Annotated in this window: 27 protein-coding genes; 9 read left to right on the forward strand and 18 right to left on the reverse strand. The window is 60.1% G+C overall.

Features of this window, described 5'->3' with window-relative positions; all coding sequences use genetic code 11:
* Position 1 precedes the first annotated feature (1 nt).
* The 5 genes from rng to mreB form a co-directional block, all read right to left on the reverse strand.
* Positions 2-1459 carry a ribonuclease G gene (gene rng / locus BFQ01_RS03975; protein ID WP_010213134.1) on the reverse strand — a complete coding sequence of 486 codons (1458 nt, stop codon included), beginning with the start codon at positions 1457-1459 and terminating at the stop codon, positions 2-4.
* 71 nt (positions 1460-1530) lie between these two features.
* Complete coding sequence (locus tag BFQ01_RS03980) at positions 1531-2127, reverse strand: Maf family protein (protein ID WP_027604825.1); 597 nt, start codon at positions 2125-2127, stop codon at positions 1531-1533.
* A gap of 51 nt (positions 2128-2178) precedes the next feature.
* Positions 2179-2667 carry a rod shape-determining protein MreD gene (mreD, locus tag BFQ01_RS03985; protein ID WP_027604826.1) on the reverse strand — a complete coding sequence of 163 codons (489 nt, stop codon included), beginning with the start codon at positions 2665-2667 and terminating at the stop codon, positions 2179-2181.
* Positions 2667-3788 carry a rod shape-determining protein MreC gene (gene mreC, locus BFQ01_RS03990; RefSeq protein WP_083221158.1) on the reverse strand — a complete coding sequence of 374 codons (1122 nt, stop codon included), beginning with the start codon at positions 3786-3788 and terminating at the stop codon, positions 2667-2669. The genes mreD and mreC overlap by 1 nt, the downstream gene beginning before the upstream one ends.
* A gap of 138 nt (positions 3789-3926) precedes the next feature.
* The gene (gene mreB / locus BFQ01_RS03995; protein WP_002555108.1) at positions 3927-4964 is read right to left on the reverse strand and encodes a rod shape-determining protein MreB; all 1038 of its coding nucleotides are present in this window, start codon (positions 4962-4964) and stop codon (positions 3927-3929) included.
* 210 nt (positions 4965-5174) lie between these two features.
* Between mreB and gatC the strand changes: the two genes are divergently transcribed.
* From gatC to BFQ01_RS04025, 6 genes are all read left to right on the forward strand, one after another.
* Positions 5175-5462 carry an Asp-tRNA(Asn)/Glu-tRNA(Gln) amidotransferase subunit GatC gene (gatC, locus tag BFQ01_RS04000; protein ID WP_003171764.1) on the forward strand — a complete coding sequence of 96 codons (288 nt, stop codon included), beginning with the start codon at positions 5175-5177 and terminating at the stop codon, positions 5460-5462.
* Positions 5463-5478: 16 nt separating this feature from the next.
* Positions 5479-6930, forward strand: coding sequence for an Asp-tRNA(Asn)/Glu-tRNA(Gln) amidotransferase subunit GatA (gene gatA, locus BFQ01_RS04005; RefSeq protein ID WP_065924302.1), 1452 nt, complete (start codon positions 5479-5481; stop codon positions 6928-6930).
* Positions 6931-6940: 10 nt separating this feature from the next.
* Entirely contained in the window at positions 6941-8386 is a 1446-nt protein-coding gene (gene gatB / locus BFQ01_RS04010) for an Asp-tRNA(Asn)/Glu-tRNA(Gln) amidotransferase subunit GatB (RefSeq protein ID WP_065924303.1), read from the forward strand.
* A gap of 159 nt (positions 8387-8545) precedes the next feature.
* Positions 8546-8917 (forward strand): septal ring lytic transglycosylase RlpA family protein, encoded by a 372-nt coding sequence (locus tag BFQ01_RS04015; RefSeq protein WP_065924304.1) that lies wholly within the window; start codon positions 8546-8548, stop codon positions 8915-8917.
* A gap of 58 nt (positions 8918-8975) precedes the next feature.
* Positions 8976-10022 carry a calcium/sodium antiporter gene (locus tag BFQ01_RS04020; protein WP_065924305.1) on the forward strand — a complete coding sequence of 349 codons (1047 nt, stop codon included), beginning with the start codon at positions 8976-8978 and terminating at the stop codon, positions 10020-10022.
* Positions 10019-10399, forward strand: a complete 381-nt coding sequence (locus tag BFQ01_RS04025; protein WP_065924306.1) for a carboxymuconolactone decarboxylase family protein — start codon at positions 10019-10021, stop codon at positions 10397-10399. Before BFQ01_RS04020 ends, BFQ01_RS04025 begins: the two co-directional genes overlap by 4 nt.
* On the opposite strand, the gene BFQ01_RS04030 is transcribed toward BFQ01_RS04025, so the two are convergent.
* From BFQ01_RS04030 to kdgD, 5 genes are all read right to left on the reverse strand, one after another.
* Positions 10396-11337 carry an AEC family transporter gene (locus tag BFQ01_RS04030; RefSeq protein ID WP_027604833.1) on the reverse strand — a complete coding sequence of 314 codons (942 nt, stop codon included), beginning with the start codon at positions 11335-11337 and terminating at the stop codon, positions 10396-10398. The genes BFQ01_RS04025 and BFQ01_RS04030 overlap by 4 nt on opposite strands.
* Positions 11338-11551: 214 nt before the next feature.
* Positions 11552-13105, reverse strand: a complete 1554-nt coding sequence (garD, locus tag BFQ01_RS04035; protein WP_065924307.1) for a galactarate dehydratase — start codon at positions 13103-13105, stop codon at positions 11552-11554.
* 11 nt (positions 13106-13116) lie between these two features.
* Positions 13117-14481, reverse strand: a complete 1365-nt coding sequence (locus tag BFQ01_RS04040; RefSeq protein ID WP_027604835.1) for an MFS transporter — start codon at positions 14479-14481, stop codon at positions 13117-13119.
* A 99-nt stretch (positions 14482-14580) separates the two neighbouring features.
* Complete coding sequence (locus BFQ01_RS04045) at positions 14581-16026, reverse strand: aldehyde dehydrogenase family protein (protein ID WP_027604836.1); 1446 nt, start codon at positions 16024-16026, stop codon at positions 14581-14583.
* 54 nt (positions 16027-16080) lie between these two features.
* Positions 16081-16992 carry a 5-dehydro-4-deoxyglucarate dehydratase gene (kdgD, locus tag BFQ01_RS04050; protein ID WP_027604837.1) on the reverse strand — a complete coding sequence of 304 codons (912 nt, stop codon included), beginning with the start codon at positions 16990-16992 and terminating at the stop codon, positions 16081-16083.
* Between the two features lie 242 nt (positions 16993-17234).
* Between kdgD and BFQ01_RS04055 the strand changes: the two genes are divergently transcribed.
* Together BFQ01_RS04055 and BFQ01_RS04060 are read left to right on the forward strand one after the other, a co-directional pair.
* Positions 17235-18389 carry a phospholipase gene (locus BFQ01_RS04055; RefSeq protein WP_065924308.1) on the forward strand — a complete coding sequence of 385 codons (1155 nt, stop codon included), beginning with the start codon at positions 17235-17237 and terminating at the stop codon, positions 18387-18389.
* Positions 18390-18664: 275 nt separating this feature from the next.
* Positions 18665-18907, forward strand: coding sequence for a hypothetical protein (locus BFQ01_RS04060; protein WP_065924309.1), 243 nt, complete (start codon positions 18665-18667; stop codon positions 18905-18907).
* Between the two features lie 36 nt (positions 18908-18943).
* On the opposite strand, the gene BFQ01_RS04065 is transcribed toward BFQ01_RS04060, so the two are convergent.
* From BFQ01_RS04065 to rplM, 8 genes are all read right to left on the reverse strand, one after another.
* Positions 18944-19690, reverse strand: a complete 747-nt coding sequence (locus BFQ01_RS04065) for a FadR/GntR family transcriptional regulator (protein ID WP_027604839.1) — start codon at positions 19688-19690, stop codon at positions 18944-18946.
* A 157-nt stretch (positions 19691-19847) separates the two neighbouring features.
* Positions 19848-20267: a ClpXP protease specificity-enhancing factor gene (locus BFQ01_RS04070; RefSeq protein ID WP_065924310.1), complete on the reverse strand. Its 420-nt coding sequence runs from the start codon at positions 20265-20267 to the stop codon at positions 19848-19850.
* Positions 20268-20284: 17 nt separating this feature from the next.
* Complete coding sequence (locus BFQ01_RS04075) at positions 20285-20902, reverse strand: glutathione S-transferase N-terminal domain-containing protein (protein ID WP_027604841.1); 618 nt, start codon at positions 20900-20902, stop codon at positions 20285-20287.
* Positions 20903-21050: 148 nt separating this feature from the next.
* Positions 21051-21830 (reverse strand): cytochrome c1, encoded by a 780-nt coding sequence (locus BFQ01_RS04080; RefSeq protein ID WP_027604842.1) that lies wholly within the window; start codon positions 21828-21830, stop codon positions 21051-21053.
* On the reverse strand, positions 21830-23041 hold the full coding sequence (locus BFQ01_RS04085; protein ID WP_003171746.1) for a cytochrome b: 1212 nt from the start codon (positions 23039-23041) through the stop codon (positions 21830-21832). The genes BFQ01_RS04080 and BFQ01_RS04085 overlap by 1 nt, the downstream gene beginning before the upstream one ends.
* On the reverse strand, positions 23041-23634 hold the full coding sequence (gene petA, locus BFQ01_RS04090; RefSeq protein WP_027604843.1) for a ubiquinol-cytochrome c reductase iron-sulfur subunit: 594 nt from the start codon (positions 23632-23634) through the stop codon (positions 23041-23043). Before petA ends, BFQ01_RS04085 begins: the two co-directional genes overlap by 1 nt.
* A 266-nt stretch (positions 23635-23900) precedes the next feature.
* Positions 23901-24293, reverse strand: coding sequence for a 30S ribosomal protein S9 (gene rpsI, locus BFQ01_RS04095; RefSeq protein WP_003171743.1), 393 nt, complete (start codon positions 24291-24293; stop codon positions 23901-23903).
* Between the two features lie 14 nt (positions 24294-24307).
* Positions 24308-24736, reverse strand: coding sequence for a 50S ribosomal protein L13 (gene rplM / locus BFQ01_RS04100; RefSeq protein ID WP_003171742.1), 429 nt, complete (start codon positions 24734-24736; stop codon positions 24308-24310).
* A 248-nt stretch (positions 24737-24984) separates the two neighbouring features.
* On the opposite strand from rplM, the gene BFQ01_RS04105 reads away from it, so the two are divergent.
* On the forward strand, positions 24985-26025 hold the full coding sequence (locus BFQ01_RS04105; RefSeq protein WP_065924311.1) for an NADP(H)-dependent aldo-keto reductase: 1041 nt from the start codon (positions 24985-24987) through the stop codon (positions 26023-26025).
* The last annotated feature ends 25 nt before the right edge of the window (positions 26026-26050 follow it).

A 26050-nucleotide genomic window follows, 5' to 3' on the forward strand; every position in this document is an offset into this window, starting at 1 on the left:
ATCAGAGCAGCACCACGTCATATTGTTCCTGGGAATACATGGTTTCGACCTGGAAGCGAATCGTACGCCCGATAAACCCCTCCAGCTCAGCCACGTTACCGGACTCTTCATCCAGCAGGCGGTCGACCACTTTCTGGTTGGCAAGCACTCTATAACCTTCGGCCTGGTAGGCCCGTGCCTCTCGGAGGATTTCCCGGAAAATCTCGTAGCAAACCGTTTCCGGAGTCTTCAACTTACCGCGGCCCTGGCAACTGCTGCAGGGCTCGCACAGCACCTGCTCCAGGCTCTCGCGGGTGCGCTTGCGGGTCATCTGCACCAGGCCCAGCTCGGTGATGCCGATGATATTGGTCTTGGCGTGATCGCGCTCCAGCTGTTTTTCGAGCGTGCGCAGCACCTGGCGCTGGTGCTCTTCATCTTCCATGTCGATGAAGTCGATGATGATGATGCCGCCCAGGTTACGCAGGCGCAGTTGACGAGCAATCGCCGTGGCCGCTTCGAGATTGGTCTTGAAGATGGTCTCTTCAAGGTTGCGATGGCCTACGAACGCGCCGGTGTTGACGTCGATGGTGGTCATCGCTTCCGCCGGGTCCACCACCAGGTAGCCACCGGACTTGAGCGGCACCTTGCGCTCCAGGGCTTTCTGGATTTCGTCCTCGACGCCATACAGGTCGAAGATCGGCCGTTCGCCAGGATAATGCTCCAGGCGATCGGCAATTTCCGGCATCAGCTCGGCAACAAATTGCGTGGTGCGCTGGAAGGTTTCCCGCGAGTCGATGCGAATTTTCTCGATCTTGGGGCTGACCAGGTCGCGCAAGGTACGCAGGGCCAGGCCCAGGTCTTCGTAGATCACACTCGGCGCGCCGATGGTCTTGATCTGTGCGCCGATCTGGTCCCACAGGCGCCGCAGGTAGCGAATGTCCATGAGGATTTCGTCGGCACCGGCGCCCTCGGCTGCGGTGCGCAGGATAAAGCCGCCCGCTTCCTTGATACCTTCAGCGGCCACGCAGTCGCTGACCACCTTTTTCAGGCGCTCGCGCTCGGCTTCGTCTTCAATTTTCAGGGAAATGCCGACATGGGCGGTGCGCGGCATATACACCAGGTAGCGCGACGGAATCGACAGTTGAGTGGTCAGGCGTGCGCCCTTGGAGCCGATGGGGTCCTTGGTGACTTGCACCACCAGGCTCTGCCCTTCATGCACCAAGGCACTGATGCTTTCCACCGCCGGCCCTTCGCGCAGGGAAATCTCCGAGGCGTGGATAAATGCTGCCCGGTCCAGGCCGATATCGACAAATGCCGCCTGCATCCCCGGCAACACCCGCACCACCTTGCCCTTGTAGATATTGCCGACGATCCCGCGTTTCTGGGTGCGCTCGACATGCACTTCTTGCAGAACACCGTTCTCTACCACCGCCACGCGCGATTCCATCGGCGTGATATTGATCAGAATCTCTTCACTCATGGCTGGGTCTCGTTCAGGCGTTTTCACAATAGTGACCGATCGCTGTAAGGCTGGGCGCTGGAGTAACGCGTTCAGCGCGCGGTAAGGTTTTGCCAACAGGGTATGCCGAATTGGGCAAGCAGTTGCGCGGTTTCGCACACCGGCAGGCCTACCACGGCGGAATAGCTGCCATTGAGCCCGGCCACAAACACCGAGCCAAGCCCTTGGATAGCATAGCCGCCCGCCTTGTCCTGGGGTTCGCCGCTGTGCCAGTAGCTTGTAGCCTCCTCGACAGAAATCCCACGGAAAAGTACACGACTGCTTACACATCGGGTTTCACAGCGCTGGCCGTCAGTCAGGGCAATCGCAGTCAGAACTTCATGTTCACGCCCCGCCAGTGCCATCAACATCGCCAACGCATCGGCTTGGTCTACGGGCTTGCCGAGGATCTTGCCGTCCACGATCACTGCGGTATCGGCGCCCAGGACGCAGGCGGCCGAGCGTTGCCCGAGCGCGGCAAAACCCGCTGCGGCCTTACCTCGAGCGAGACGCTCGACGTAGGAAACAGGGGTTTCGTTTGTAAGAGGGGTTTCATCAATGGCGGCGCTGACCACGGTGAAAGGCACACCGATCTGGGTCAGCAGTTCACGCCGCCTCGGGGAGCCCGAGGCCAGATATAGCGAATTCATTGCAGACTCTCCCTGTGGGGTTCGATAACCAGGCAGAGCCTCGCAATCCATTCAATTGATTTTATAGCGACGACGTAACCCACGCAGGCCGAAGCTGATCCACGGCCACAACAGCGCACTGACCAGGGCCGGCAACACCAGCGCCAGGGTTGGCTGGCGGTTGCCGGTCAAGGCACTGAGCCACAACTGTACCAACTGCGCCAGGCCGAAGATCACCAGGATCACCAGGCATTGCTGCCACATCGGGAACATGCGCAGGCGCTGCTGCAACGACAGCACCAGGAAGGTGATCAGGGTCAGGATCAACGCGTTCTGGCCCAGCAAGGTGCCATACAGCACATCTTCCGCCAAGCCCAGGAACATGGCCGTGACCATGCCCACTTTATGCGGCAGGTTCAGCGACCAGAATGCCAGCAGCAATGCCAGCCACAGCGGACGCAGGATCTCCATGAACTGCGGCAGCGGCGAAACGCTGAGCAGCAAGCCGATGGCGAATGTCAGCCAGACGATCCAGCCATTGCTCGAATGAGTACCGGCCATTATTCCTCCCTCTGCCGTATGGTGGCCGGGGCTGCGGCTGGAGGCTTCGCAGCGGGCGTCGTAGTGGCAGGCGTGGTGGCCGGCGGTTTCGCTGCAGTCGGTTTCACCGGGTGCACGCTATGGACCGCAGGCTTGACCGGTGTGGCCACAGGCGCAGTAGCTGCCGGAGTTGCCGCCGGTACAGCGGGGGTAGTCGACTGAGGCTTGGGCACGGTCGCAGGAATGATCGGCGCGGTGCCGTTCTTCTTGTCTTCCGCTTCCTGGGCCTGGGCGGCGTCGTTGGCGCGTTCTTCCGGAGTACGGTTGTCGCTGAACACCAGCAACAGGTAGCGGCTGCGGTTCAGGGCGGCAGTGGGCACGGCACGCACAATGGCGAAGGGCTGGCCGGAATCGTGGATCACTTCCTTGACCGTTGCCACCGGATAGCCTGCCGGGAACCGCTGGCCCAGGCCGGAGCTGACCAGCAGGTCGCCTTCCTTGATGTCGGCCGTATCCGCGACGTGACGTAATTCCAGGCGCTCAGGGTTACCGGTACCGCTGGCAATCGCGCGCAAGCCGTTACGGTTGACCTGCACCGGAATGCTGTGGGTGGTGTCCGTCAGCAGCAGGACCCGCGAGGTGTAGGGCATCAGCTCGACGACCTGCCCCATCAGTCCCCGGGCATCCAGTACCGGCTGACCAAGGACCACACCGTCGCGCTCACCCTTGTTGATGATGATGCGATGGGTAAAGGGGTTGGGGTCCATGCCGATCAACTCGGCCACTTCGACCTTTTCGTTGACCAACGCAGAAGAGTTAAGCAACTCGCGCAGCCGAACGTTCTGCTCGGTGAGGGCTGCCAGCTTTTGCATGCGCCCCTGCAACAGCAGGTTTTCGGTCTTGAGTTTTTCGTTCTCGGCAACCAGTTCGGTGCGGCTGCCAAATTGGCTGGCCACGCCCTGGTAGAGACGTTGCGGCAGGTCGGTGATCCAGTAGGTCTGCATCAACACCAGCGACATTTGGCTACGCACCGGCTTGAGCAGCGCAAAGCGGGCATCGACCACCATCAATGCGACCGAAAGCACGACCAGCACCAATAAGCGCACGCCCAATGAGGGGCCTTTGGCGAAAAGCGGTTTAATAGGCCGCTCCTCCCAGGCAAATGTTCTCTTTATTCATACGGCATCTAACCGGCCTGGATGCAGATTGAAGAAGATAAACGCCAACAGGCAGCACTGCAAAGTGCTGCCTGCGGGCGAAACATGGTGCAACCAACGATCTTATTCGCTGGAGAGCAGGTCCATGGTGTGTTTATCCATCATTTCCAGTGCACGACCACCGCCACGGGCAACGCAGGTCAGCGGGTCTTCGGCGACGATCACCGGCAGGCCGGTTTCCTGGGCCAGCAGCTTGTCGAGGTCGCGCAACAGGGCGCCACCACCGGTCAGCACCAGGCCTCGCTCGGCGATGTCAGAAGCCAGCTCCGGCGGCGATTGCTCCAGGGCGCTCTTCACAGCCTGAACGATGGTGGCCAGGGACTCTTGCAGAGCTTCCAGCACTTCATTGGAGTTCAGGGTGAAGGCACGTGGAACGCCTTCGGCCAGGTTGCGACCGCGAACATCGACTTCGCGAACTTCGCCGCCCGGGTAAGCGGTACCGATTTCCTGCTTGATGCGCTCGGCGGTGGATTCGCCGATCAGGCTGCCGTAGTTGCGACGTACATAAGTGATGATCGCTTCGTCGAAACGGTCGCCGCCTACACGTACGGATTCGGCATACACCACACCGTTCAGGGAAATCAGGGCGATTTCAGTGGTACCACCACCGATATCCACCACCATCGAACCGCGCGCTTCTTCAACCGGCAGGCCGGCACCGATCGCAGCAGCCATCGGCTCTTCGATCAGGAACACTTCGCGGGCACCGGCGCCAAGGGCCGATTCACGGATGGCACGACGCTCCACCTGGGTGGATTTGCACGGAACACAGATCAGCACACGAGGGCTGGGCTGCAGGAAACTGTTTTCGTGAACCTTGTTGATGAAGTACTGCAGCATCTTTTCGCAGACGCTGAAGTCGGCGATCACGCCGTCTTTCATCGGACGAATGGCAGCAATATTGCCTGGTGTTCGGCCGAGCATGCGCTTGGCCTCGGTGCCGACGGCAACGACACTTTTCTGATTACCATGGGTCCGAATGGCCACAACCGACGGCTCATTCAGGACGATACCGCGCTCGCGCACGTAAATAAGGGTGTTGGCAGTGCCCAGGTCAATGGAAAGATCGCTGGAAAACATGCCACGCAGTTTCTTGAACATGGGGAAAGGACCCTAGGCAACGCGTGGGTAAAAAAGTGCGGCAAACTCTAACAACGACAGGGATTTTGGGCAAGGCGCCAATGTGCTAAATTGGCCGACTTTCTGTGCACCAACCCCCACAATCGCGGCCGTAAGACCGTAGAAATGCGGTAGTGTTCCGACAATCTAACACACGGACAGCCTCCGTTCTGTTTTCCACTGGAGATTCCCATGGCGCTTGAACGCTCCGACGTGGAAAAAATCGCTCATCTGGCCTCGCTTGGCCTGAATGAAGCCGATCTTCCACAGACCACCGCAGCCCTGAACAGCATTCTCGGGCTGGTTGACCAAATGCAGGCCGTGAATACCGACGGCATCGAGCCCCTGGCTCACCCGCTGGAAGCCAGCCAGCGCCTGCGCGCAGACGTCGTGACCGAGCGCAATAATCGCGAGGCCTACCAGTCCATCGCGCCAGCGGTCGAAAACGGCCTGTACCTGGTTCCGAAAGTCATCGACTAAAGGGAAAGAGCCTTTCATGCATCACATGACTCTGGCCGAGATCGCCCGCGGTCTCGCCGACAAAAAGTTTTCTTCCGAAGAGCTGACCAAGACCCTGCTTGCGCGCATCGCCGAGCTGGACCCCAAGGTCAACAGCTTCATCAGCCTCACCGAAGAGCTGGCCCTGAGCCAGGCCAAGGCCGCGGATGTACGCCGCGCCAACGGTGAAAACGGTGCCCTGCTGGGCGCACCGATCGCCCACAAGGACCTGTTCTGCACCCAGGGCGTGCGCACCAGCTGCGGCTCGAAGATGCTCGACAACTTCAAGGCGCCCTACGACGCCACCGTGGTCGCCAAGCTGGCCGCTGCCGGGGCCGTGACCCTGGGCAAGACCAACATGGACGAATTCGCCATGGGGTCGGCCAACGAGTCGAGCTACTACGGCGCGGTGAAGAACCCGTGGAACCTGGAACACGTGCCCGGCGGTTCGTCCGGTGGTTCGGCTGCGGCCGTTGCCGCGCGCTTCCTGCCAGCCGCCACGGCGACCGACACCGGCGGCTCGATCCGCCAGCCGGCGGCCTTCACCAACCTCACCGGCCTGAAGCCGACCTACGGTCGGGTTTCCCGCTGGGGCATGATCGCCTACGCCTCCAGCCTCGATCAGGGCGGCCCACTGGCCCGCACGGCCGAAGACTGCGCGATTTTGTTACAAGGCATGGCAGGCTTCGACGCCCAGGACTCCACCAGCATCGATGAACCGGTGCCGGACTACAGCACCAGCCTCAATGCTTCGCTCAAGGGCCTGCGCATCGGCGTGCCGAAGGAATACTTCAGCGCCGGTCTCGACCCGCGCATTGCCGAATTGGTGCACAACAGCGTCAAGGAGCTGGAAAAGCTCGGCGCCGTGATCAAGGAAATCAGCCTGCCGAACAACCAGCATGCGATTCCTGCCTACTACGTGATCGCGCCGGCAGAAGCCTCTTCCAACCTGTCGCGTTTCGACGGCGTGCGCTTCGGCTACCGCTGCGAGAACCCGAAGGACCTGACCGACCTGTACAAACGCTCCCGTGGCGAAGGCTTCGGTGCCGAAGTGCAACGCCGGATCATGGTCGGTGCCTACGCCCTGTCCGCCGGCTATTACGACGCGTACTACCTCAAGGCGCAAAAGATCCGACGCCTGATCAAGAACGACTTCATGGCTGCCTTTGAAGAAGTCGACGTGATCCTCGGCCCAACCACGCCGAACCCGGCCTGGAAGATCGGCGCCAAGACCGGCGACCCGATTGCCGAGTACCTGGAAGACCTCTACACCATCACCGCCAACCTCGCGGGCCTGCCGGGCTTGTCCATGCCTGCCGGTTTCGTCGATGGCCTGCCGGTGGGCGTGCAATTGCTCGCCCCGTACTTCCAGGAAGGCCGCCTGCTCAATGTGGCGCACCAGTACCAGTTGAACACCGACTGGCACACTCGCACCCCTACCGGCTTCTGAGGAGAACACTATGCAATGGGAAGTTGTGATCGGGCTGGAGATTCATACCCAGCTCGCCACCCAATCGAAGATTTTCTCCGGTAGCGCCACCACGTTCGGCTCCGAGCCCAACACCCAGGCCAGCCTGGTAGACCTGGGCATGCCTGGCGTACTGCCGGTGCTGAACCAGGAAGCCGTGCGCATGGCGGTGATGTTCGGCCTGGCGATTGACGCCGAGATCGGCCAGCACAACGTGTTCGCGCGCAAGAACTACTTCTACCCGGACCTGCCCAAGGGCTACCAGATCAGCCAGATGGAATTGCCGATCGTCGGCAAGGGCTACCTGGACATCCCGCTGGAAGACGGCACCATCAAGCGTGTCGGCGTCACCCGTGCGCACCTGGAAGAAGACGCCGGCAAGAGCCTGCACGAAGAGTTCAACGGTGCCACCGGTATCGACCTGAACCGTGCCGGCACCCCGCTGCTGGAGATCGTGTCCGAGCCGGACATGCGCAGCGCCAAGGAAGCCGTGGCCTACGTCAAGACCATCCACGCGCTGGTGCGTTACCTGGGCATCTGTGACGGCAACATGGCCGAAGGCTCGCTGCGTTGCGACTGCAACGTGTCGGTGCGGCCAAAAGGCCAGGCCGAGTACGGCACTCGCTGCGAGATCAAGAACGTCAACTCGTTCCGCTTTATCGAGAAAGCGATCAACACCGAAGTGCGGCGCCAGATCGAATTGATCGAGGACGGCGGCAAGGTGATCCAGCAAACGCGCCTGTACGACCCGAACAAAGACGAAACCCGCGCCATGCGCAGCAAAGAGGAAGCCAACGACTACCGTTACTTCCCCGATCCGGACCTGTTACCGGTGGTGCTTGAGGATTCGTTCCTCAATGACATCCGCGCCACCCTGCCGGAGTTGCCGCCGCAAAAACGCGAGCGCTTCCAGGCGCAGTTCGGCCTGTCGATCTACGATGCCAGCGTGCTGGCTTCGAGCCGTGAGCAAGCCGACTACTTCGAAAAGGTCGTGAGCATTGCCGGTGACGCCAAGCTGGCGGCCAACTGGGTGATGGTCGAGCTGGGCAGCCTGCTGAACAAACAGGGCCTGGAGATCGACGAAGCACCGGTGTCGGCCGAGCAATTGGGCGGCATGCTGCTGCGCATCAAGGACAACACCATCTCCGGCAAAATCGCCAAGACCGTGTTCGAAGCCATGGCCAGCGGTGAAGGCAGCGCCGACGAGATCATCGAGAAACGCGGTCTCAAGCAAGTCACCGACAGCGGCGCCATCTCGGCCGTGCTGGATGAAATGCTGGCGGCCAACGCCGAGCAGGTCGAACAGTACCGTGCGGCAGACGAAGCCAAGCGCGGCAAGATGTTCGGTTTCTTTGTCGGCCAGGCGATGAAAGCCTCCAAAGGCAAGGCCAACCCGCAACAGGTGAACGAACTGCTGAAAAGCAAGCTCGAAGGCTGATTGCGATGAATGGTCCGGGCGAGACTTCATGCCTGACTCGGACTCCCTGTGGGAGGGGGCTTGCCCCCGATAGCAGAGTGTCAGTCACTGCTGTTTTGACTGAATCACCGCTATCGGGGGCAAGCCCCCTCCCACATTTGTGATGGGGGCACCTTGATAATGAAGCGTCTATTAGGCCTATGGGCTCTATTCTCACTGCTGGCCGGCTGCGCCAGCGGCCTCATCGACCCCAACGGCTACGACGAAACCGGCACCGCCTCTTATTACGGCGCCAGGCACCATGGCAAGAAAACCGCCAGCGGTGAACCCTTCAACCAGAACGCCCTGACCGCCGCCCACCGGCGACTGCCCTTCGGCACCCAGGTCAAGGTCACCAATCTCGACAACGACAAATCCGTCGTGGTCCGCATCAACGATCGCGGCCCGCATACCCGTGGGCGCTTGATCGATCTATCACGCAAGGCGGCCGAGCAACTGGGTATGCTGGGCAGCGGCACTGCGCGGGTTCGCGTGCAAGCCCTGAGCAATTGAAGACGGAGCCCTGGCCATTTTCGGATTAACCGCCCTCTCGCCCTGGAGCCTGCTCGAACTGGTCAGCGGCCTGGTGCTGCTGATCCTCGGCGCCGAGATCCTGGTGCGCGCCGCCGTGCGCCTGGCCGCCAGCCTCAAGGTGCGGCCGCTGATCATCGGTCTTACGGTCGTCGCCTTCGGCAGCAGCGCGCCCCAGATGACCGTCAGCCTGCAGGCCACCCTGGCCGGCAATACCGACATTGCCGTGGGCAGCGTGATCGGCAGCAGCATCTTCAACATCCTCGTGACCCTGGGCCTGTCGGCGCTGATCATCCCCCTGCGCGTCTCGCGGCAGCTGGTGCGCCTGGATATTCCGGTGATGATCCTCGCCGGACTGCTGGTGTTTACCCTGGCGGCCAATGAAGAACTGACGCCGGTCGATGGCCTGCTGCTGCTGATTGCTCTGCTGGCCTACCTCGGCGTGCTGCATTACCAGACCCGCCATTCGCGCCGCCCGCGCACCCTGGATACCGTCGCCCGGGCGCCCTGGCTGAGCAGTGTGCTGCAGATGCTCGGCGGGTTGTTGATCCTCGTGCTGGCCGGGCACTTGCTGCTCGGCGCGGCGGTGGATGTGGCGGCTGACCTGGGCCTGTCGGAGCGCATCATCGGCCTTACGCTGATCGGCGTCGGCACGTCACTGCCCTGCCTGGCCACCTCACTGATTGCCGCCCTGCGCGGCCAGCGGGAAATTGCCGTGGGCAACGTGATCGGCAGCAACCTGTTCAACCTGCTGGGTGTATTGGGGCTGACCGCGCTGCTCGCGCCTTCGCCGCTGTCGGTGTCGCCCAACGCCCTGGACTTTGACCTGCCGGTGATGCTCGGCGTGGTGGTGCTGTGCCTGCCGGTGTTTTATACCGGCTACCGCGTCACCCGCGCCGAAGGCCTGGTACTGCTGGGCCTGTACCTGGCGTATGGGCTGCACGTGATGTCGTTCACCACCGGCATGCCCCTGGCCAACAAGCTTGAACAACTGATGCTGTATTACGTCCTGCCAGTGCTGGTGGCTTTCCTGTTGTTCAGCACGCTGCGAGCCTGGCGCCGCCAACACAAGAGGGAATCGCAATGACCGATCAGAAAAAGCCCGGGGTTGAAATGCGTCGCCAGGTGATGGGCGATGTGTTCGTCGACCGCGCCCTGGGCAACGCCACCGAATTCACCCAGCCGCTGCAGGACTTCGTCAACGAACATGCCTGGGGCAGCGTGTGGACCCGCGAAGGCTTGCCGCTGAAGACGCGCAGCCTGATCACCCTCGCCGCCCTCACCGCACTCAAGTGCCCCCAGGAGCTCAAGGGCCACGTGCGTGGCGCGTTGAACAATGGCTGTACTGTGGAGGAAATTCGCGAAGCGCTGCTGCATTGCGCGGTGTATGCCGGCGTACCGGCGGCGATTGATGCGTTTCGGGCGGCGCAGGAAGTCATCGACACCTATCAGAAAGAAGGCTAGATCCAGCCACCCGCCTGCAACACGAAAATCCCGATATTCGTGGTCACTGCCGCCATCAGCGTGGTGATCACGATAATCGCCGCCGCCAGTTCATGATTGCCCTCGGCCGCCCTGGCCATCACGAAGCTCGCCGCGGCGGTCGGCGCACCGAAGTACAGGAACAGGATCCCCAACTCCGGCCCGCGAAAGCCCAGCAGCCACGCGCCCAGGGTCGCGACCACCGGCAGCCAGACCATCTTCATCAAGCTCGCGCTCAGCGCCATATTGCCGCTCTTGCGCAGCGCCGCCAGGGACAGGGTGCCGCCAATGCAGATCAATGCCAACGGCAAGGTGGTGTCCGCCAGGTACTGCATGGATTTTTCCAGCCAGCCCGGCAGGCCAATCTGAAAATACGCGAACGGCGCCGCCACGATCACGCTGATGATCAGCGGATTGGCTACCACACTTTTGCAGATGCTCCACGGGTCGGACTTGATCACCGGGCTGTACACCGCCAGCACAATGGTCGACAGGGTGTTGTAGAACAGGATCACCAGCGCCGCGAGGATCGCGCCGAGGGAAATGCCGTAGTCGCCGTACATGCTGGCCGCCAGGGCCAGGCCGATCACTCCGTTATTGCCGCGAAACGCGCCCTGGGTGTAGATGCCTCGGTCTTCACGCTTGCAGCGAAAAATCGCCCAGCCCCAGGCCAGGGCAAAGCTCAGCAGCGTGGCGACGGCAAAATAGATCAGCAACCCCGGCTTGAGCGCCGAGTGCAGGTCGGCGTGGAGGATGCCGAGGAACAGCAGCGCCGGCATGGTGACGTTGAACACCAGGGACGAAGCCGTGTGGATAAAGTTGTCGTTGATCCAGTTGATGCGCTTGAGCAGCACACCCAGGAACAGCATGGCGAATACCGGCGCAGTGATGGTGAGGGTGGTGAGGAAAATAGCCAGCATGCCGGGGAGAACCTTGGTGAGCGTCGTCAGGTGGCTAATGATAAGCCACTACAACCCGGTTAGTCTGGTCCAGATCCCTGTAGTGAGCGGGCTTGCCCCGCGCTGGGTGGCGAAGCCGCCCCATCTCAGGCACTGAGCTCCTTCAGTTAGAGTTGAAAGTCCTGAGTTTAGGGCGGCTTCGCCACCCAGCGCGGGGCAAGCCCGCTCACCACAATCAGGTAATCGGCGCCGGGTTGAACAAGGTGATGTCGTTATGCAGCTTGTGATGTTCCGCCCAGGTCTGCTTCTTACCGCTGGCCACGTCCAGGTAGAAGTGGAACAACTCCCAGCCCAACTCCTCGATGGTCGCGCGCCCGGTGGCAATGCGCCCGGCGTCGATATCGATGAGGTCCGGCCAGCGCTGCGCCAGCTCCGTACGCGTCGAGACCTTCACCACCGGCGCCATCGCCAGCCCGTAAGGGGTACCACGCCCGGTGGTGAACACATGCAGGTTCATCCCCGCCGCCAGTTGCAGGGTGCCGCAGACAAAATCACTGGCCGGTGTCGCGCAGAAGATCAGGCCCTTGCTCTTGAAGCGCTCGCCAGGGCCCAGCACGCCGTTGATCGCGCTGCTGCCGGACTTGACGATGGAGCCCAGGGACTTCTCGACAATGTTCGACAGCCCGCCCTTCTTGTTGCCTGGCGTGGTGTTGGCACTGCGATCCGCTTCACCCTTGGCCAGGTAACGGTCGTACCAGTCCATTTCCCTGACCAACTCTTCGGCAACTTCCTTCGTCTCTGCGCGCGAAGTCAGCAGGTAAATGGCATCCCGCACTTCGGTGACTTCGGAAAACATCACCGTTGCCCCGGCCCGCAGCAACAAATCCGAGGCATAGCCCAGCGCCGGGTTGGCGGTGATGCCGGAAAACGCATCACTGCCGCCGCACTGCATGCCCAGGATCAACTCGGACGCCGGCACGGTTTCCCGGCGACGCTGGTCGAGCTTCTTCAGGCGCACTTCGGCCAAGTCCATGATCTGCTCGATCATCTCGGTAAAGCCATGGCTGGAATCCTGCAACCGATACAGCCACGGCTCGCTGAGGTCGACGGAGCTGTCGTTGTCGTGCATCACCTGCCCGGCCTGCAATTTCTCGCAGCCCAGGCTGATCACCAGGGCTTCGCCGCCCAGGTTCGGGTTGCGCGCCAGGTTACGCACGGTACGGATCGGGATGTAGGCATCCGTCGCGGTGATCGCTACCCCGCAGCCGTAGCTGTGGGTCAGCGCCACCACGTCATCGACGTGAGGGTACTTGGGCAGCAATTCGTCCTTGATGCGCTTGACCGCATGGTCCAGCACGCCCGTCACACACTGCACCGTGGTGGTGATGCCGAGGATATTGCGCGTGCCCACGGTACCGTCGGCGTTGCGATAGCCCTCGAAGGTAAACCCCTCCAACGGTGCCTGGGCTTCAGGCACCTCGGTGGACAGCGGCAAGCTGTCCAGCGGTGGCGCGGTGGGCATGCGCAGTTGATCTTCCTGGACCCAACTGCCGCGCGGAATCGGCGCCAGGGCGTAACCGATGGTCTGTCCGTAGCGAATAATCTGACCGCCTTCGGGGATGTCTTCCAGAGTCACTTTGTGGCTCTGGGGGATGAAATCCACGGTCACCAGGCCGTCCGGGAACTCGGTCCCGGCCGGTACGCCCTGGTCGTTGACCACGATCACTACGTTGTCGCGCTCGTGCAGGCGGATGGAGCGCGGCGAGTCGGCATGTTCAATCAACTGCATCACGGGGCCTCTCAGGAATGCGCTTCGGTTAGGTTGGTCAACTCAGGCCCCTTGCTTGGCGGCTCTTTGAGTACTACACGCTTGATCGGGCCGACGATGACCAGATAGCTGAACACCGCCACCAGCGCGTTGGCGCCGACAAACACCAGGGCCCACTTGAACGAGCCGGTGGTGCTGATGATGTAGCCGATGACAATCGGCGTGGTGATCGACGCGAGGTTACCGAAGGTGTTGAACAAGCCGCCACTGAGACCGGCGATTTGTTTCGGCGAGGTGTCGGACACGACCGCCCAACCCAGTGCGCCGACGCCCTTGCCGAAGAAGGCCAAGGCCATGAAGCCCACCACCATCCATTCAACGTCTACATAGTTGCACGCGATGATGCTGCTGGAGACCAGCAGACCGGCAATGATCGGCGCCTTGCGGGCGAACGTCAGCGAATGGCCTTTGCGCAGCAGGTAGTCGGAAATCACCCCGCCCAGCACGCCACCGATAAACCCGCAGATCGCCGGCAACGAGGCGATGAAACCGGCCTTGAGGATGGTCATGCCGCGATCCTGCACCAGGTACACCGGGAACCAGGTCAGGAAGAAGTAGGTGATGCCGTTGATGCAGTACTGGCCCAGGTACACGCCAAGCATCATGCGGTTGGTCAGCAACTGACGGATGTAATCCCACTTCGGACCGTCGGTTTTCTTACCCTTGCCCTTGTCCTGATCCATATCGACCATCGCGCCATTGGCGGCGATGTGATTGAGCTCGGCTTCGTTGATCATCGGGTGCTGGCGCGGGCTGTGGATAACTTTCAGCCAGATCAGCGAGAACACGATGCCGATCACGCCCATCACGATAAACACGTGCTGCCAGCCGAAGCGGTAGACGATCCAGCCCATCAGCGGCGCGAACAACACCGTGGCGAAGTACTGCGCCGAGTTGAAGATCGCCGAGGCCGTACCGCGCTCGGCGGTCGGGAACCAGGCGGCAACAATGCGCGCGTTGCCCGGGAAGGACGGCGCCTCGGCCAGGCCCACCATGAAGCGCAGCATGAACAGCGCAACCACTGCGGTGGAGACACCGAACTCACCGACATAGCCTTGCAGCACGGTGAACAGTGACCAGGTGAAGATGCTCAGGGCATAGACTTTTTTCGAGCCGAATCGGTCCAGCAGCCAGCCGCCGGGGATTTGCCCGGCCACGTAGGCCCAACCGAATGCGGAGAAGATATAACCGAGGGTGACCGCGTCGATGCCGAGGTCTTTTTGCAGGCTGGAGCCCGCGATTGCAATGGTGGCCCGGTCGGCATAGTTGATCGTGGTCACCAGGAACAGCATGAGCAGGATCAAATAGCGGACATGGGTCGGCTTGGTCGCTTGCATGTAGAAGTACTCCCACTAATTATTTTTTTTGCGGGTAATGGTTTTCTGTTTTTTGTCGTGGGGACCGGCAGGCCTCCGGCCCCCACTGGGTGTTGCGTATTACGAACCGATGTAGCTGGTTTTCACCACGGTGTAGAACTCCTGGGCATAGCGACCTTGCTCCCGCGAGCCATAGGACGAGCCTTTACGGCCACCGAATGGAACGTGGTAATCCACACCTGCGGTCGGCAGGTTGACCATCACCATCCCCGCCTGGGAGTGGCGCTTGAAGTGGTTGGCGTACTTCAACGACGTGGTGGCAATGCCCGCCGACAAACCGAACTCGGTGTCGTTGGCCATGGCCAGTGCCGCCTCGTAGTCCGCCACGCGCACGACGTTGGCGACTGGGCCGAAGATCTCTTCACGGCTGATACGCATGGCGGCTTCGCTGTCGGCAAACAGCGTCGGCGCCAGGTAGTAGCCTTCGGTGTCGCAGGTGACCAAGCCGCCACCGCTCACCAGCCGCGCGCCTTCGCTTTGGCCGATGTCGATGTACTTCATGTCCTGGTCCAGTTGAGCCTGGGAAACCACCGGGCCGATGTCGGTGCCGCTTTTCAGCGCGTGGCCGACCTTGATCGACTTCATGCGCTCGGCCATGGCCGCGACGAACTGGTCGTGGATACCGGCGGTGACGATCAGGCGGCTGGACGCCGTGCAACGCTGGCCGGTGGAGTAGAACGCGCTCTGTACCGACAACTCGACGGCCTGCTTGAGATCGGCGTCGTCGAGAATGATCTGCGGGTTCTTGCCGCCCATTTCCAACTGCACTTTGGCTTGGCGCGATACGCAGCTGACAGCGATCTGGCGACCCACACCGACGGAGCCGGTGAAGCTGATGCCGTCGACTTTCGGGCTGTTGACCAGCACATCGCCCACCACACGGCCGCTGCCCATTACCAGGTTGAACACACCGGCAGGGAAACCGGCCCGGGAGATGATCTCCGCCAGGGCCCAGGCGCAGCCCGGTACCAGTTCAGCCGGCTTGATCACCACACAGTTGCCGTAGGCCAGGGCCGGGGCGATTTTCCAGGCGGGAATGGCGATCGGGAAGTTCCACGGGGTGATCAGGCCGACCACACCGAGGGCTTCACGGGTGACTTCCACGTTGACGCCCGGGCGTACCGACGGCACGTAGTCGCCGGACAACCGCAGGCATTCACCGGCGAAGAACTTGAAGATGTTACCGGCGCGGGTCACTTCGCCGATGGCTTCCGGCAGGGTCTTGCCTTCTTCACGGGCCAACAGGGTGCCGAGTTCTTCGCGACGGGCGAGGATTTCGCTGCCGACTTTATCCAGGGCATCGTGGCGAGCCTGGATCCCGGAAGTGGACCAGGCCGGGAATGCGGCACGGGCGGCGTCGATGGCGGCGTTGACCTGGGTGACGTCGGCCTTGGCGTATTCACCAATGACATCGGACAACTCCGACGGGTTGAGGTTGACGCAGTAGTCGGCGCCGGCAACCCATTCACCGTTGATGTAGTTCTCAAAACGCTTTACTTGGGACACGAATCTTCTCCTGACGCAAAAGGCCGCTGATTGCTCAGCGGCCTTGTGGATAATTTATTGCGGACCTTGCTTGTCGATCAGCGCGGCCAGGGCTTCGTATTCTTCCGGCAGCAGATCGGTCAGCGGCGTGCGCACAGGGCCTGCGTCATAGCCGACGATTTTTGCACCCGCCTTGACGATGCTCACGGCATAACCGGCCTTGCGGTTACGGATGTCCAGGTACGGCAGGAAGAAGTCGTCGATGATCTTGGCGACGGTGGCGTGATCGTCCTTGGCAATGGCGTGGTAGAAATCCATCGCGGTTTTCGGGATGAAGTTGAACACCGCCGAGGAGTACACCGGTACGCCCAAGGCCTTGTAGGCAGCGGCGTAGACCTCTGCGGTCGGCAGGCCGCCGAGGTAGCTGAAACGATCGCCCAGACGGCGGCGGATCGACACCATCAACTCGATGTCACCCAGGCCATCTTTGTAGCCGATCAGGTTCGGGCAGCGCTCGGCCAGGCGTTCCAGCAGCGGAGCGGTCAGGCGGCACACGTTGCGGTTGTAGACCACCACACCGATCTTGACCGATTTGCACACCGCTTCAACGTGGGCGGCAACGCCATCCTGGCTGGCTTCGGTGAGGTAGTGCGGCAGCAGCAGCAGGCCTTTGGCGCCCAGGCGCTCGGCTTCTTGCGCGTACTCGATGGCCTGGCGGGTCGAACCACCGACACCGGCGAGGATCGGCACGCTGGTAGCGCAGGTATCAACGGCGGTCTTGATCACTTGGGAATATTCGCTGGCGGCGAGGGAGAAAAACTCACCTGTGCCGCCCGCTGCGAACAAAGCAGTGGCGCCGTAGGGGGCCAGCCATTCCAGGCGCTTGATGTAGCCCGCCTGGTGGAAGTCACCCTGGGCGTTGAAATCGGTCACCGGGAAAGACAGCAGACCGTGGGAGAGGATGGACTTCAGTTCTTGTGGATTCATTATTCGAACACCCTGGGCGAAGACTTTCTATTGAAAGGTTGTTGGTTTTGTTGATGTCGTACGTCATCGTACAACTATAAATAATTTCGTCAACTGCAATTCATCGGCGTTGTGCACTTGAGGGAGTTGAAAGGCTTGGGCAGCGGTGTTCTTGACGTAGGAAATTATTCCTCTATGCTCGGCATGACTGTATATACATACAGTCATCAAGGAAGATTCCTACGACATAGCAAGGAGCTAACATGTCAGGCCCTGAACTTGCGGCACCCCAAAAAAAACCGCCTACCCTGCGCTTCGAAGGCGGTGAACACACCGCCATCGGCGACGATACGCTGTTGCGCTTCAGCAAGGACGCCCCGGCAATCCCCGCGCGGCAAGTCGAACTGCACCTGCCCAACGGGTTGGCACTCACCTACGGCCAAGTGATCGCCCTGGGCGGTGACTTTTATGGTATCCCCGGCCAGCCCATCAACGAGGGCACCTCACCTGCCGATCGTATGCAACGTTTCAGCGCCGCGTTCAACTCACTGGCCGTGCTGCCGGCCTCGCGGGACGAAGCGCCGAAGATCCTGGCGGTGATGCAAAAAGAGATCAACGCGGTCAACCAGGCGATCAAGGACGGCAAGCAAGCCCATGAAGCCTATGATGCCCTGGGTGATACATTGTCCGAGGAATGGAACCGCATCACCGGTGGCGGCAGCGCGGTGTCGGCATTGATCCCACTTGGACGCTACCTGAAGCTGGCGGCGGACAACGCCGACCACTTCGGCGAATGGGCGATGGCGGCCTACCTGGCGGGGCATACAGCCGCCTTGCAACAGGCTGTAGTGGCCCACCAGACCGGTACCGATCAGGCATTGGAACTGGCCTACGCCATGAACGGCTTTGCCGATCACTTCTTGACCGATCTATTTTCTGCCGGCCACCTGCGCGTGCCGCGCAAACAACTGGCGGCGGTCGTCACTCCGGGCGAACTGGGCTCGCTGATCAGCCGCTTCATGCACGATGAAGACAGCAAGTTCGGGCTCAAGGTGCGCAATGCCATGGGTGACGAGTGGCATGCCTATGGCGACAAACGCTATTTCGACAGTATCGACGCAGCCAATCGGGCACAGGTCAAACGCGCCGTTCAGGCATCCGCTGATGAGATCTTCGAAACCTTCATCAGTGGCGTTGCGCCCTCCCCGGCCAACTTCAAGGCACCGCTGTATGTGCCGGATCTGAATGCCGCGCAGAACCCGGCGAATAACTTTTCGCCGCTGTTCAAGATGGAGGGAGACAAGGTGCTGCGTCGCAAGGACGTGAATGACCTCAACGACAAGCACTGGACCAATGATTGGTGGGGGTGGAGTACGTATTTGTTGCTCAAGGATTACAAGCCGAATACGCCGGCTTGAGCGGTACCGCCTGTCGATACTGTGAGTTCTAACAGTTATGTACCGTTCATCAAGGGCGGATAACACACCTCAGGGGGCTTAGAAATTGGCTCCTGAGGCGATTTGTTGCAGCACTCCTGATGCCTGAAGCGTCAGGCCACCGCACCATAGGCCGACAAGGGAACGGACCCCAGGAAAATCAATGCGACTGAATATCAAGGACCCTAACGTTGCGCCAGCTCCGGTCTGTGCTTGATTTTTGCTTCTTTTACTAAGGTTGATGAGAGAGGTGCGTCATGAAAACCACTGATGAAATTTTCGGCCTACTGGCCTCCAGTTTCGAAGCCCATCGGGACAATAAAGATCAAGACTTTGATCCCGATATGCCTTTGGCCGAGCTGATTGCTGACGAGAACGAAAGGCGTCGTGTGATTGACACGTCCGTGAAGGCGCTTCAGTTGAACCTTCCTGATGACGTGGCGAAGAAAGCGACACTGGACTCGTTAGCGTCCTACATCCAATCAATGCAAACGTCATAGAAAACGCTGAACGGCACATAAGCCACCTGCTGACGATCAGCCTGCCCTTTCAGCCTCTTCATGAGCATGGCGCAGCCGCTCACGGCTATTGGTCAGGTGCAAGCGCATCGCCGCCCTCGCCGCATCCGAATCCTGGCGGGCAATCGCCTCATAAATTTCTTCGTGTTCGCGGCTCAGGCGCCCCATGTAGTGCTGGTGGTCATCATGGGCCAGGCGTGCCGAGTTCAGGCGCGTACGCGGGATGATGCTGGTGCCCAGGTGGGTCATGATGTCGGTGAAGTAGCGGTTGCCGGTGGACAACGCAATTTCCAGGTGGAATGCGAAGTCCGAGGCCACTGCATCACCGGCGTGCGCCGCGCTTTCATTCAGGGCATCGAGGGCCGCGCGCATGGCGGCCAGCTGTTCATCGCTACGGCGCAGTGCGGCCAGCCCGGCGGATTCCACTTCCAGGCTGATACGCAGTTCGAGAATCGCCAGCACGTCACGCAAAGTGACTACCGTAGCCGGGTCGATTCGAAAGCCGCTCGGGCTCGGCGTGTCGAGCACAAAGGTGCCGATACCATGACGGGTTTCCACCTGCCCCGCCGCCTGCAAGCGGGAGATGGCTTCGCGGACCACGGTGCGGCTGACGCCATGGGCGTCCATGATCGCCGATTCGGTGGGCAGCTTGTCGCCACGCTTGAGTTGGCCGTCGCGGATCTGCTCGGACAACACCGTGACCAATTCCTGGGCAAGGCTGCGGCGCTTGCGGGGAAGACGAGGGGCGGTGCTGGCGTTTTCCATTTGGAGTCATCTATCTCGGTTGGGTAAAGAGGCATCATAGCCCATGGTGGTTGTACGATCACCGTTCAGTCGCGACTTTCACTCATATCCTGCGTGCAAAAAAATGCCTCGATACGGATCGAGGCATTTTTCCAGCGCACCCGAAGGCGAACGCCGCTTACTTCACCACTTTCAGACTCGGCCGACCGCTTGGACGCGGTGGCTCGCTATCCGGTGGCGGCACATCATCGCCGTCTTCCTCTTCAATCACTTCGTCGTCCTCGAAAGGCGACTCCAGATCGAACACCATGCCTTGGCCGTTCTCCCGGGCATAGATGCCGAGGATAGCGCCAATCGGCACGTACAGCGTGTGCGGCACACCGCCGAAACGCCCTTCGAAGCTGACCGCTTCATTGTCCATGTGCAGGTGGCGCACGGCACTGGGTGATACGTTCAACACAATCTGCCCGTCACTGGCAAACCCCTGCGGTACCTGAACCGCAGGAAACTCGGAATTGACCAGCATGTGCGGGGTGCAATCGTTATCCACAATCCACTCATAGAGCGCGCGGACCAGGTAAGGTCGACTGGAGTTCATCAACGGCTCCTTAAGCCTTAGCGCATATCGCGTTCGACACCAGACAGACTTGCCTGGAAAGCCTCACGCGCAAACTGGCGCTCCATGTAATCAAGCAACGGCTTGGCCGGCCGTGGCAGTTCAATGCCCAGAATCGGCAAGCGCCAGAGTATGGGTAATAGGCAGCAATCCACCAAGCTTTGTTCCTCACTGAGGAAAAAAGGTTTATCAGCGAACAACGGCGAAACACCGGTCAGGCTCTCGCGCAATTCCTTGCGCGCCTGCACCCGAGCGGCTTCTTTGCTGCGGGTATCCAGGATCAAATCCACCAGCCCGCACCAATCTCGCTGGATCCGATGGATCAGCAGGCGGCTGTTGGCACGGGCCACCGGATACACCGGCAGCAAAGGCGGATGCGGGTAACGCTCATCCAGATATTCCATCACCACGGTTGACTCCCACAACGCCAGGTCACGATCGACCAGGGTGGGCAAGCTGCCGTAAGGGTTCACTTCGATCAGTTTCGGCGGATGACGACCCACCTCCACACTGATGATCTCGGCGCTGACACCCTTCTCTGCGAGTACGATGCGTACTCGGTGGGAATAGTGGTCGGCGGGGTCGGAGTAACAGGCCAACCGATTGGTCACGCCCATGGCGGTCCTCCTCGCTTGTTGAAATTATGGAAAGCTCAAAAACGAGCGCGCCCAGAAAGCATCTCTGCAGCCTCTGGAAAGTCCAGGTCGCTACGGGTTAGAGATGCCGCTGGGCGCGCAAGATTAACAGCAATTGCTTACGGTTGGATCAATGCACATCCTTCCAGTATTCGCGTTTAAGCAGATAAGCGAATACGAAGAAGAAAGCCAGGTACAGCAAGACATACGTCCCGATGCGCTGGTGTTGCAGTTTGACGGGGTTGGCCGAATAGGCCAGGAAGGTCACCAGATTCTTGACCTTCTCGTCAAACTGCTCGTCAGTCAACGAACCAGGGGTTTCTATCTTCAGTTGATCGCACGCTTCATGAGTCAAAGGCGTCCCGGTCAACGGATCATATTGCTTCTTGCCGTCTTCGACGACCTGAACCTGCTTGCATCCTACCACTTGCTTGCCTTGCAGGCCGACCAGAACGTTAGGCATGCCGACGTTCGGGAACACACGGTTGTTCACGCCATAAGGGCGCGCCGGGTCCTCGTAGAAGGATTTCAGGTAGCCGTAGAGCCAGTCGGTGCCGCGTACACGTGCCACCAGCGTCAAGTCAGGCGGTGCTGCGCCGAACCAGGTCTTGGCGTCGGCAGGCTTCATGCCGATATTCATGTGGTCGCCGATCTTGGCACCGGTGAACACCAGCTTCTCCAGCATCATTTCATGGGGGATACCGAGGTCATCGGCCACCCGCTCGTAACGCTGGAACTTGGCGCTGTGGCAGCCCATGCAGTAGTTGGCGAACGTACGCGCGCCGTCTTGCATAGCCGCCTTGTCAGACACGTCGATATCGACTTTTTCCAGTTCCGGGCCGCCGTGTTCGGCAGCGAAGGACAGTAGCGGCAGCGCCGCAAGCATCAATGCAACGAATAATTTTTTCATCAGCCAGTCACCCTTTCCGGAACCGGTTTGGTCTTCTCGAGCCGGGTGTAGAACGGCATCAGAATGAAGTAGGCGAAGTACAGGAAGGTGCAGACCTGCGACAGCAGCGTACGCTCAGGGGTCGGCGCCAATACGCCCAACACGCCCAGAATCACGAATGCTATGCAGAACACCCACAGCCAGATTTTGCTCAGCCAGCCTTTGTAGCGCATGGACTTGACCGGGCTTCGGTCGAGCCACGGCAACACGAACAGCACCGCAATGGCCGCGCCCATGGCGATGACGCCCATGAGTTTGTCGGGGATCGCCCGCAAGATCGCGTAGAACGGCGTGAAGTACCAGACCGGGGCAATGTGCTCAGGTGTCTTGAAGGCGTTCGCCTGTTCGAAGTTCGGCTTCTCGAGGAAATAACCACCCATCTCCGGGAAAAAGAACACGATCGAGCAGAACACGAAGAGGAACACGACCACGCCGACAATGTCTTTCACGGTGTAGTACGGGTGGAACGGGATGCCATCCAGCGGGATGCCGTTCTCGTCCTTGTGCTTCTTGATGTCAACGCCGTCCGGGTTGTTGGAACCCACTTCGTGCAGCGCCAGGATGTGCAGCACCACCAGGCCCAGGATCACAATCGGCAGCGCCACGACGTGCAGGGCGAAGAAGCGGTTCAGGGTGATACCGGAGATCAGGTAGTCACCACGGATCCACTGGGTCAGGTCGTTGCCGATGACCGGAATGGCACCGAACAGCGAGATGATCACCTGGGCGCCCCAGTACGACATCTGGCCCCATGGCAGCAGGTAGCCCATGAAGGCTTCCGCCATCAGCGCCAGGTAGATCAGCATGCCGAACACCCACACCAGCTCGCGGGGCTTCTGGTACGAACCGTAGAGCAAGCCACGGAACATGTGCAGGTAGACCACGATAAAGAACGCTGAAGCGCCGGTGGAGTGCAGCAGACGCAGGATCGAGCCGTACTCGACGTCACGCATGATGTATTCGACGGAAGCAAACGCCTCCTCCGCCGACGGGGTGTAGCTCATCGTCAGCCAGACACCGGTGACGATCTGGTTGACCAGCACCAGCAGTGCCAGGGAGCCAAAGAAGTAGAAGAAGTTGAAGTTCTTCGGGGCGTAATACTTGCTGAGATGGTCTTCCCACATTTTAGTAGCGGGGAAGCGTGCATCGACCCAATCCATGAACTTGCTCATCACGCGTTCTCCTTATCGAGGCCAATGACAATGAGGTCGTCAGTTTCGTAGGTATGCGGAGGCACGGGCAGGTTCAAGGGAGCGGGCTGGGACTTGTAGACGCGACCCGCCAGATCGTAGTGGGAGCCGTGGCAGGGGCAGAAATAACCACCGACCCAGTCTTTACCCAGATCGACTGGGGCAACTTCCGGGCGGAAGGTGGGTGAGCATCCCAAGTGGGTACACAGGCCGACCAGCAGCAGAATCTCTGGCTTGATCGAACGTGCTTCGTTTTTGGCGTAGGCGGGTTGGTCGGATTTCTCAGATTTGGGGTCAGACAGCTGGCCTTCGATCTTTTTCAGATTTCCCAGGATTTCCTCCGTACGACGAACAATGAATACCGGCTGGCCGCGCCACTCAGCAATCATCTGCTGGCCTGGTTCGATCTTGCTGATATTCACCTTCACCGGTGCACCTGCGGCTTTCGCCTTGGCACTGGGAAACCATGACCCCACGAACGGGACCGCAGCCCCCACCGCTCCTGCAGCACCCACCACGGATGTGGCTGCTACCAAGAAGCGACGCCGGCCTGCATTCACGCCGTCATTGCTCATTCAGTCCTCTCCCATCAGCTTTTTGGCCTGTTAAATCAGGCGTCTACTAAGTATTAAATCTGAACTTATAAAAATTTTGCCGAATGGTAATGAAAAGCCCCACGTCTGACAAGGGAATTGCCCGGGGCTCCGCCTCCAGGCCTTGTAGTATAGGGGGTCTACGGATGTGGCAAGTTGTCACGGTGAAAAATGTGCATAAATCGCAGGCAATAAAAAACGCCCAGCTCCGTAAGGAGGCTGGGCGTTTTTGTGGAACGTAAAGCGAATTAACGCTTCGAGTACTGCGGACGCTTACGCGCTTTACGCAGACCGACTTTCTTACGTTCAACTTCACGGGCATCACGAGTCACGAAGCCAGCTTTGCGCAGAGCGCCACGCAGGGTTTCGTCGTACTGCATCAGAGCGCGAGTGATACCGTGGCGGATTGCGCCAGCTTGACCACTTACACCGCCACCGATAACGGTGACGTAGATGTCGAACTTTTCAACAGTCTCGGTCAATTCCAGCGGCTGACGAACTACCATGCGGGCAGTTTCGCGACCGAAGAAGTTGTCCAGAGTGCGGTTGTTGATCGAGATGTTACCAGTGCCCGGACGCAGGAAAACGCGTGCGGTTGCGGTTTTGCGACGGCCAGTGCCGTAATTTTGAGTCGCCGACATAATGAACTATTCCGTTAAAACTTCAGTTCTTGGGGCTGCTGAGCAGCATGAGGGTGTACAGCGCCCGCATAGACTTTCAGCTTGCGAAACATATCGCGACCCAGTGGGCCCTTCGGCAGCATGCCTTTGACCGCGATTTCGATCGGGGCTTCAGGCTTCTTGGAGATCAGGCCTTCAAAGTTGGAAGACTTGATACCGCCTGGGAAACCGGAGTGACGGTAGTACATTTTGTCTTGCGCTTTGTTGCCGGTAACACGTACCTGCTCAGCGTTGATGATCACGATGTAGTCACCGGTGTCAACGTGAGGGGTGTACTCAGGCTTGTGCTTGCCACGCAGACGGCTGGCGACTTCAGTGGCCAGACGACCCAGGGTCTGACCAGCGGCGTCGACGACAAACCAGTCGCGCTGAACTGTTTCCGGTTTTGCAGTAAAAGTTGTCATTCTTTAATAGCCTCAGGGGCCGCCCTGTAAATTAGACGGCGGATCTTACTGAATAGTGCTTACTTTGACAAGTCAAAGGCAGCCGGATACAGACGCTATCGGGGGCTCGGGTCGGCGCGTCCGTTCAACGGCAAGATTCTTCGGCAGGCGGCGCATCACTTCCACTGCAGAAAGAGGTGGGCAATTATGCAGATTGCGAAAAAAAATTCAACCTGCTTTTATGATTGTTTTCCCTGAAGGAGTACCCGATGGATTATCGACAGCTGGGCCGTACGGATCTGAACGTGAGCGCGATAGCCCTGGGCACCATGACGTGGGGCGAGCAGAACAGCGAGGCAGAGGCCTTCGCGCAGATCGAACGGGCCAAGGCGGCGGGGATCAACTTCCTCGATACCGCGGAAATGTACCCGGTGCCGCCCAAGGCCGACACCTATGCCACCACCGAACGCTATATCGGCAATTACTTCAAAAGCCGCGGCGACCGCGGCGACTGGATCCTCGCCAGCAAGATCGCCGGCCCCGGCAACACTATCGACTACATCCGCGATGGCCACCTGCGCCACAACCGCAAGCACATCGTCGAGGCACTGGACGCCAGTCTCAAGCGCCTGCAAACCGACTGGATCGACCTCTACCAGTTGCACTGGCCGGAGCGCAGCACCAACTTCTTCGGCCAACTGAGCTACAAGCACAAGGACGAAGACGACCTCACCCCGCTGGAGGAAACCCTCGAAGCCCTGGACGAGCAGGTCAAGGCCGGTAAGATCCGCCATATCGGCCTGTCCAATGAAACCCCGTGGGGCACCATGAAATTCCTGGCCCTGGCCGAAGCCCGTGGCTGGACCCGCGCGGTATCGATCCAGAACCCCTACAACCTGCTCAACCGCAGCTTTGAAGTGGGCTTGGCCGAAGTGGCCATCCGTGAGCAATGCGGCCTGCTGGCTTACTCGCCCCTGGCGTTCGGCATGCTCAGTGGCAAGTACGAAGGTGGCGCACGCCCGGCCAAGGCGCGCCTGACCGAGTACAGCCGCTTCAGCCGCTACTTCAACCCGCAGTCGGAGGCGGCGTGCAGCCGGTATGTGGCACTGGCGCGGGAGCATGGCCTGGATCCGGCGCAGATGGCATTGGCGTTTGTGACACAACAGCCGTTCGTGACCAGCAACATTATTGGCGCCACGAACCTGGAGCAACTGGACAGCAACATCGCCAGTGCTGATCTGAAGCTGTCGAAGGAAGTACTGGAAGGGATTGAGGCGATTCAGAAGGATCATCCGAATCCTGCGCCTTGATTGATCTGTAGAGCGCTATCGGGGG

This window comes from Pseudomonas sp. 8 R 14 (assembly GCF_900005955.1).
Taxonomy (GTDB): Bacteria; Pseudomonadota; Gammaproteobacteria; order Pseudomonadales; family Pseudomonadaceae; genus Aquipseudomonas; species Aquipseudomonas marginalis.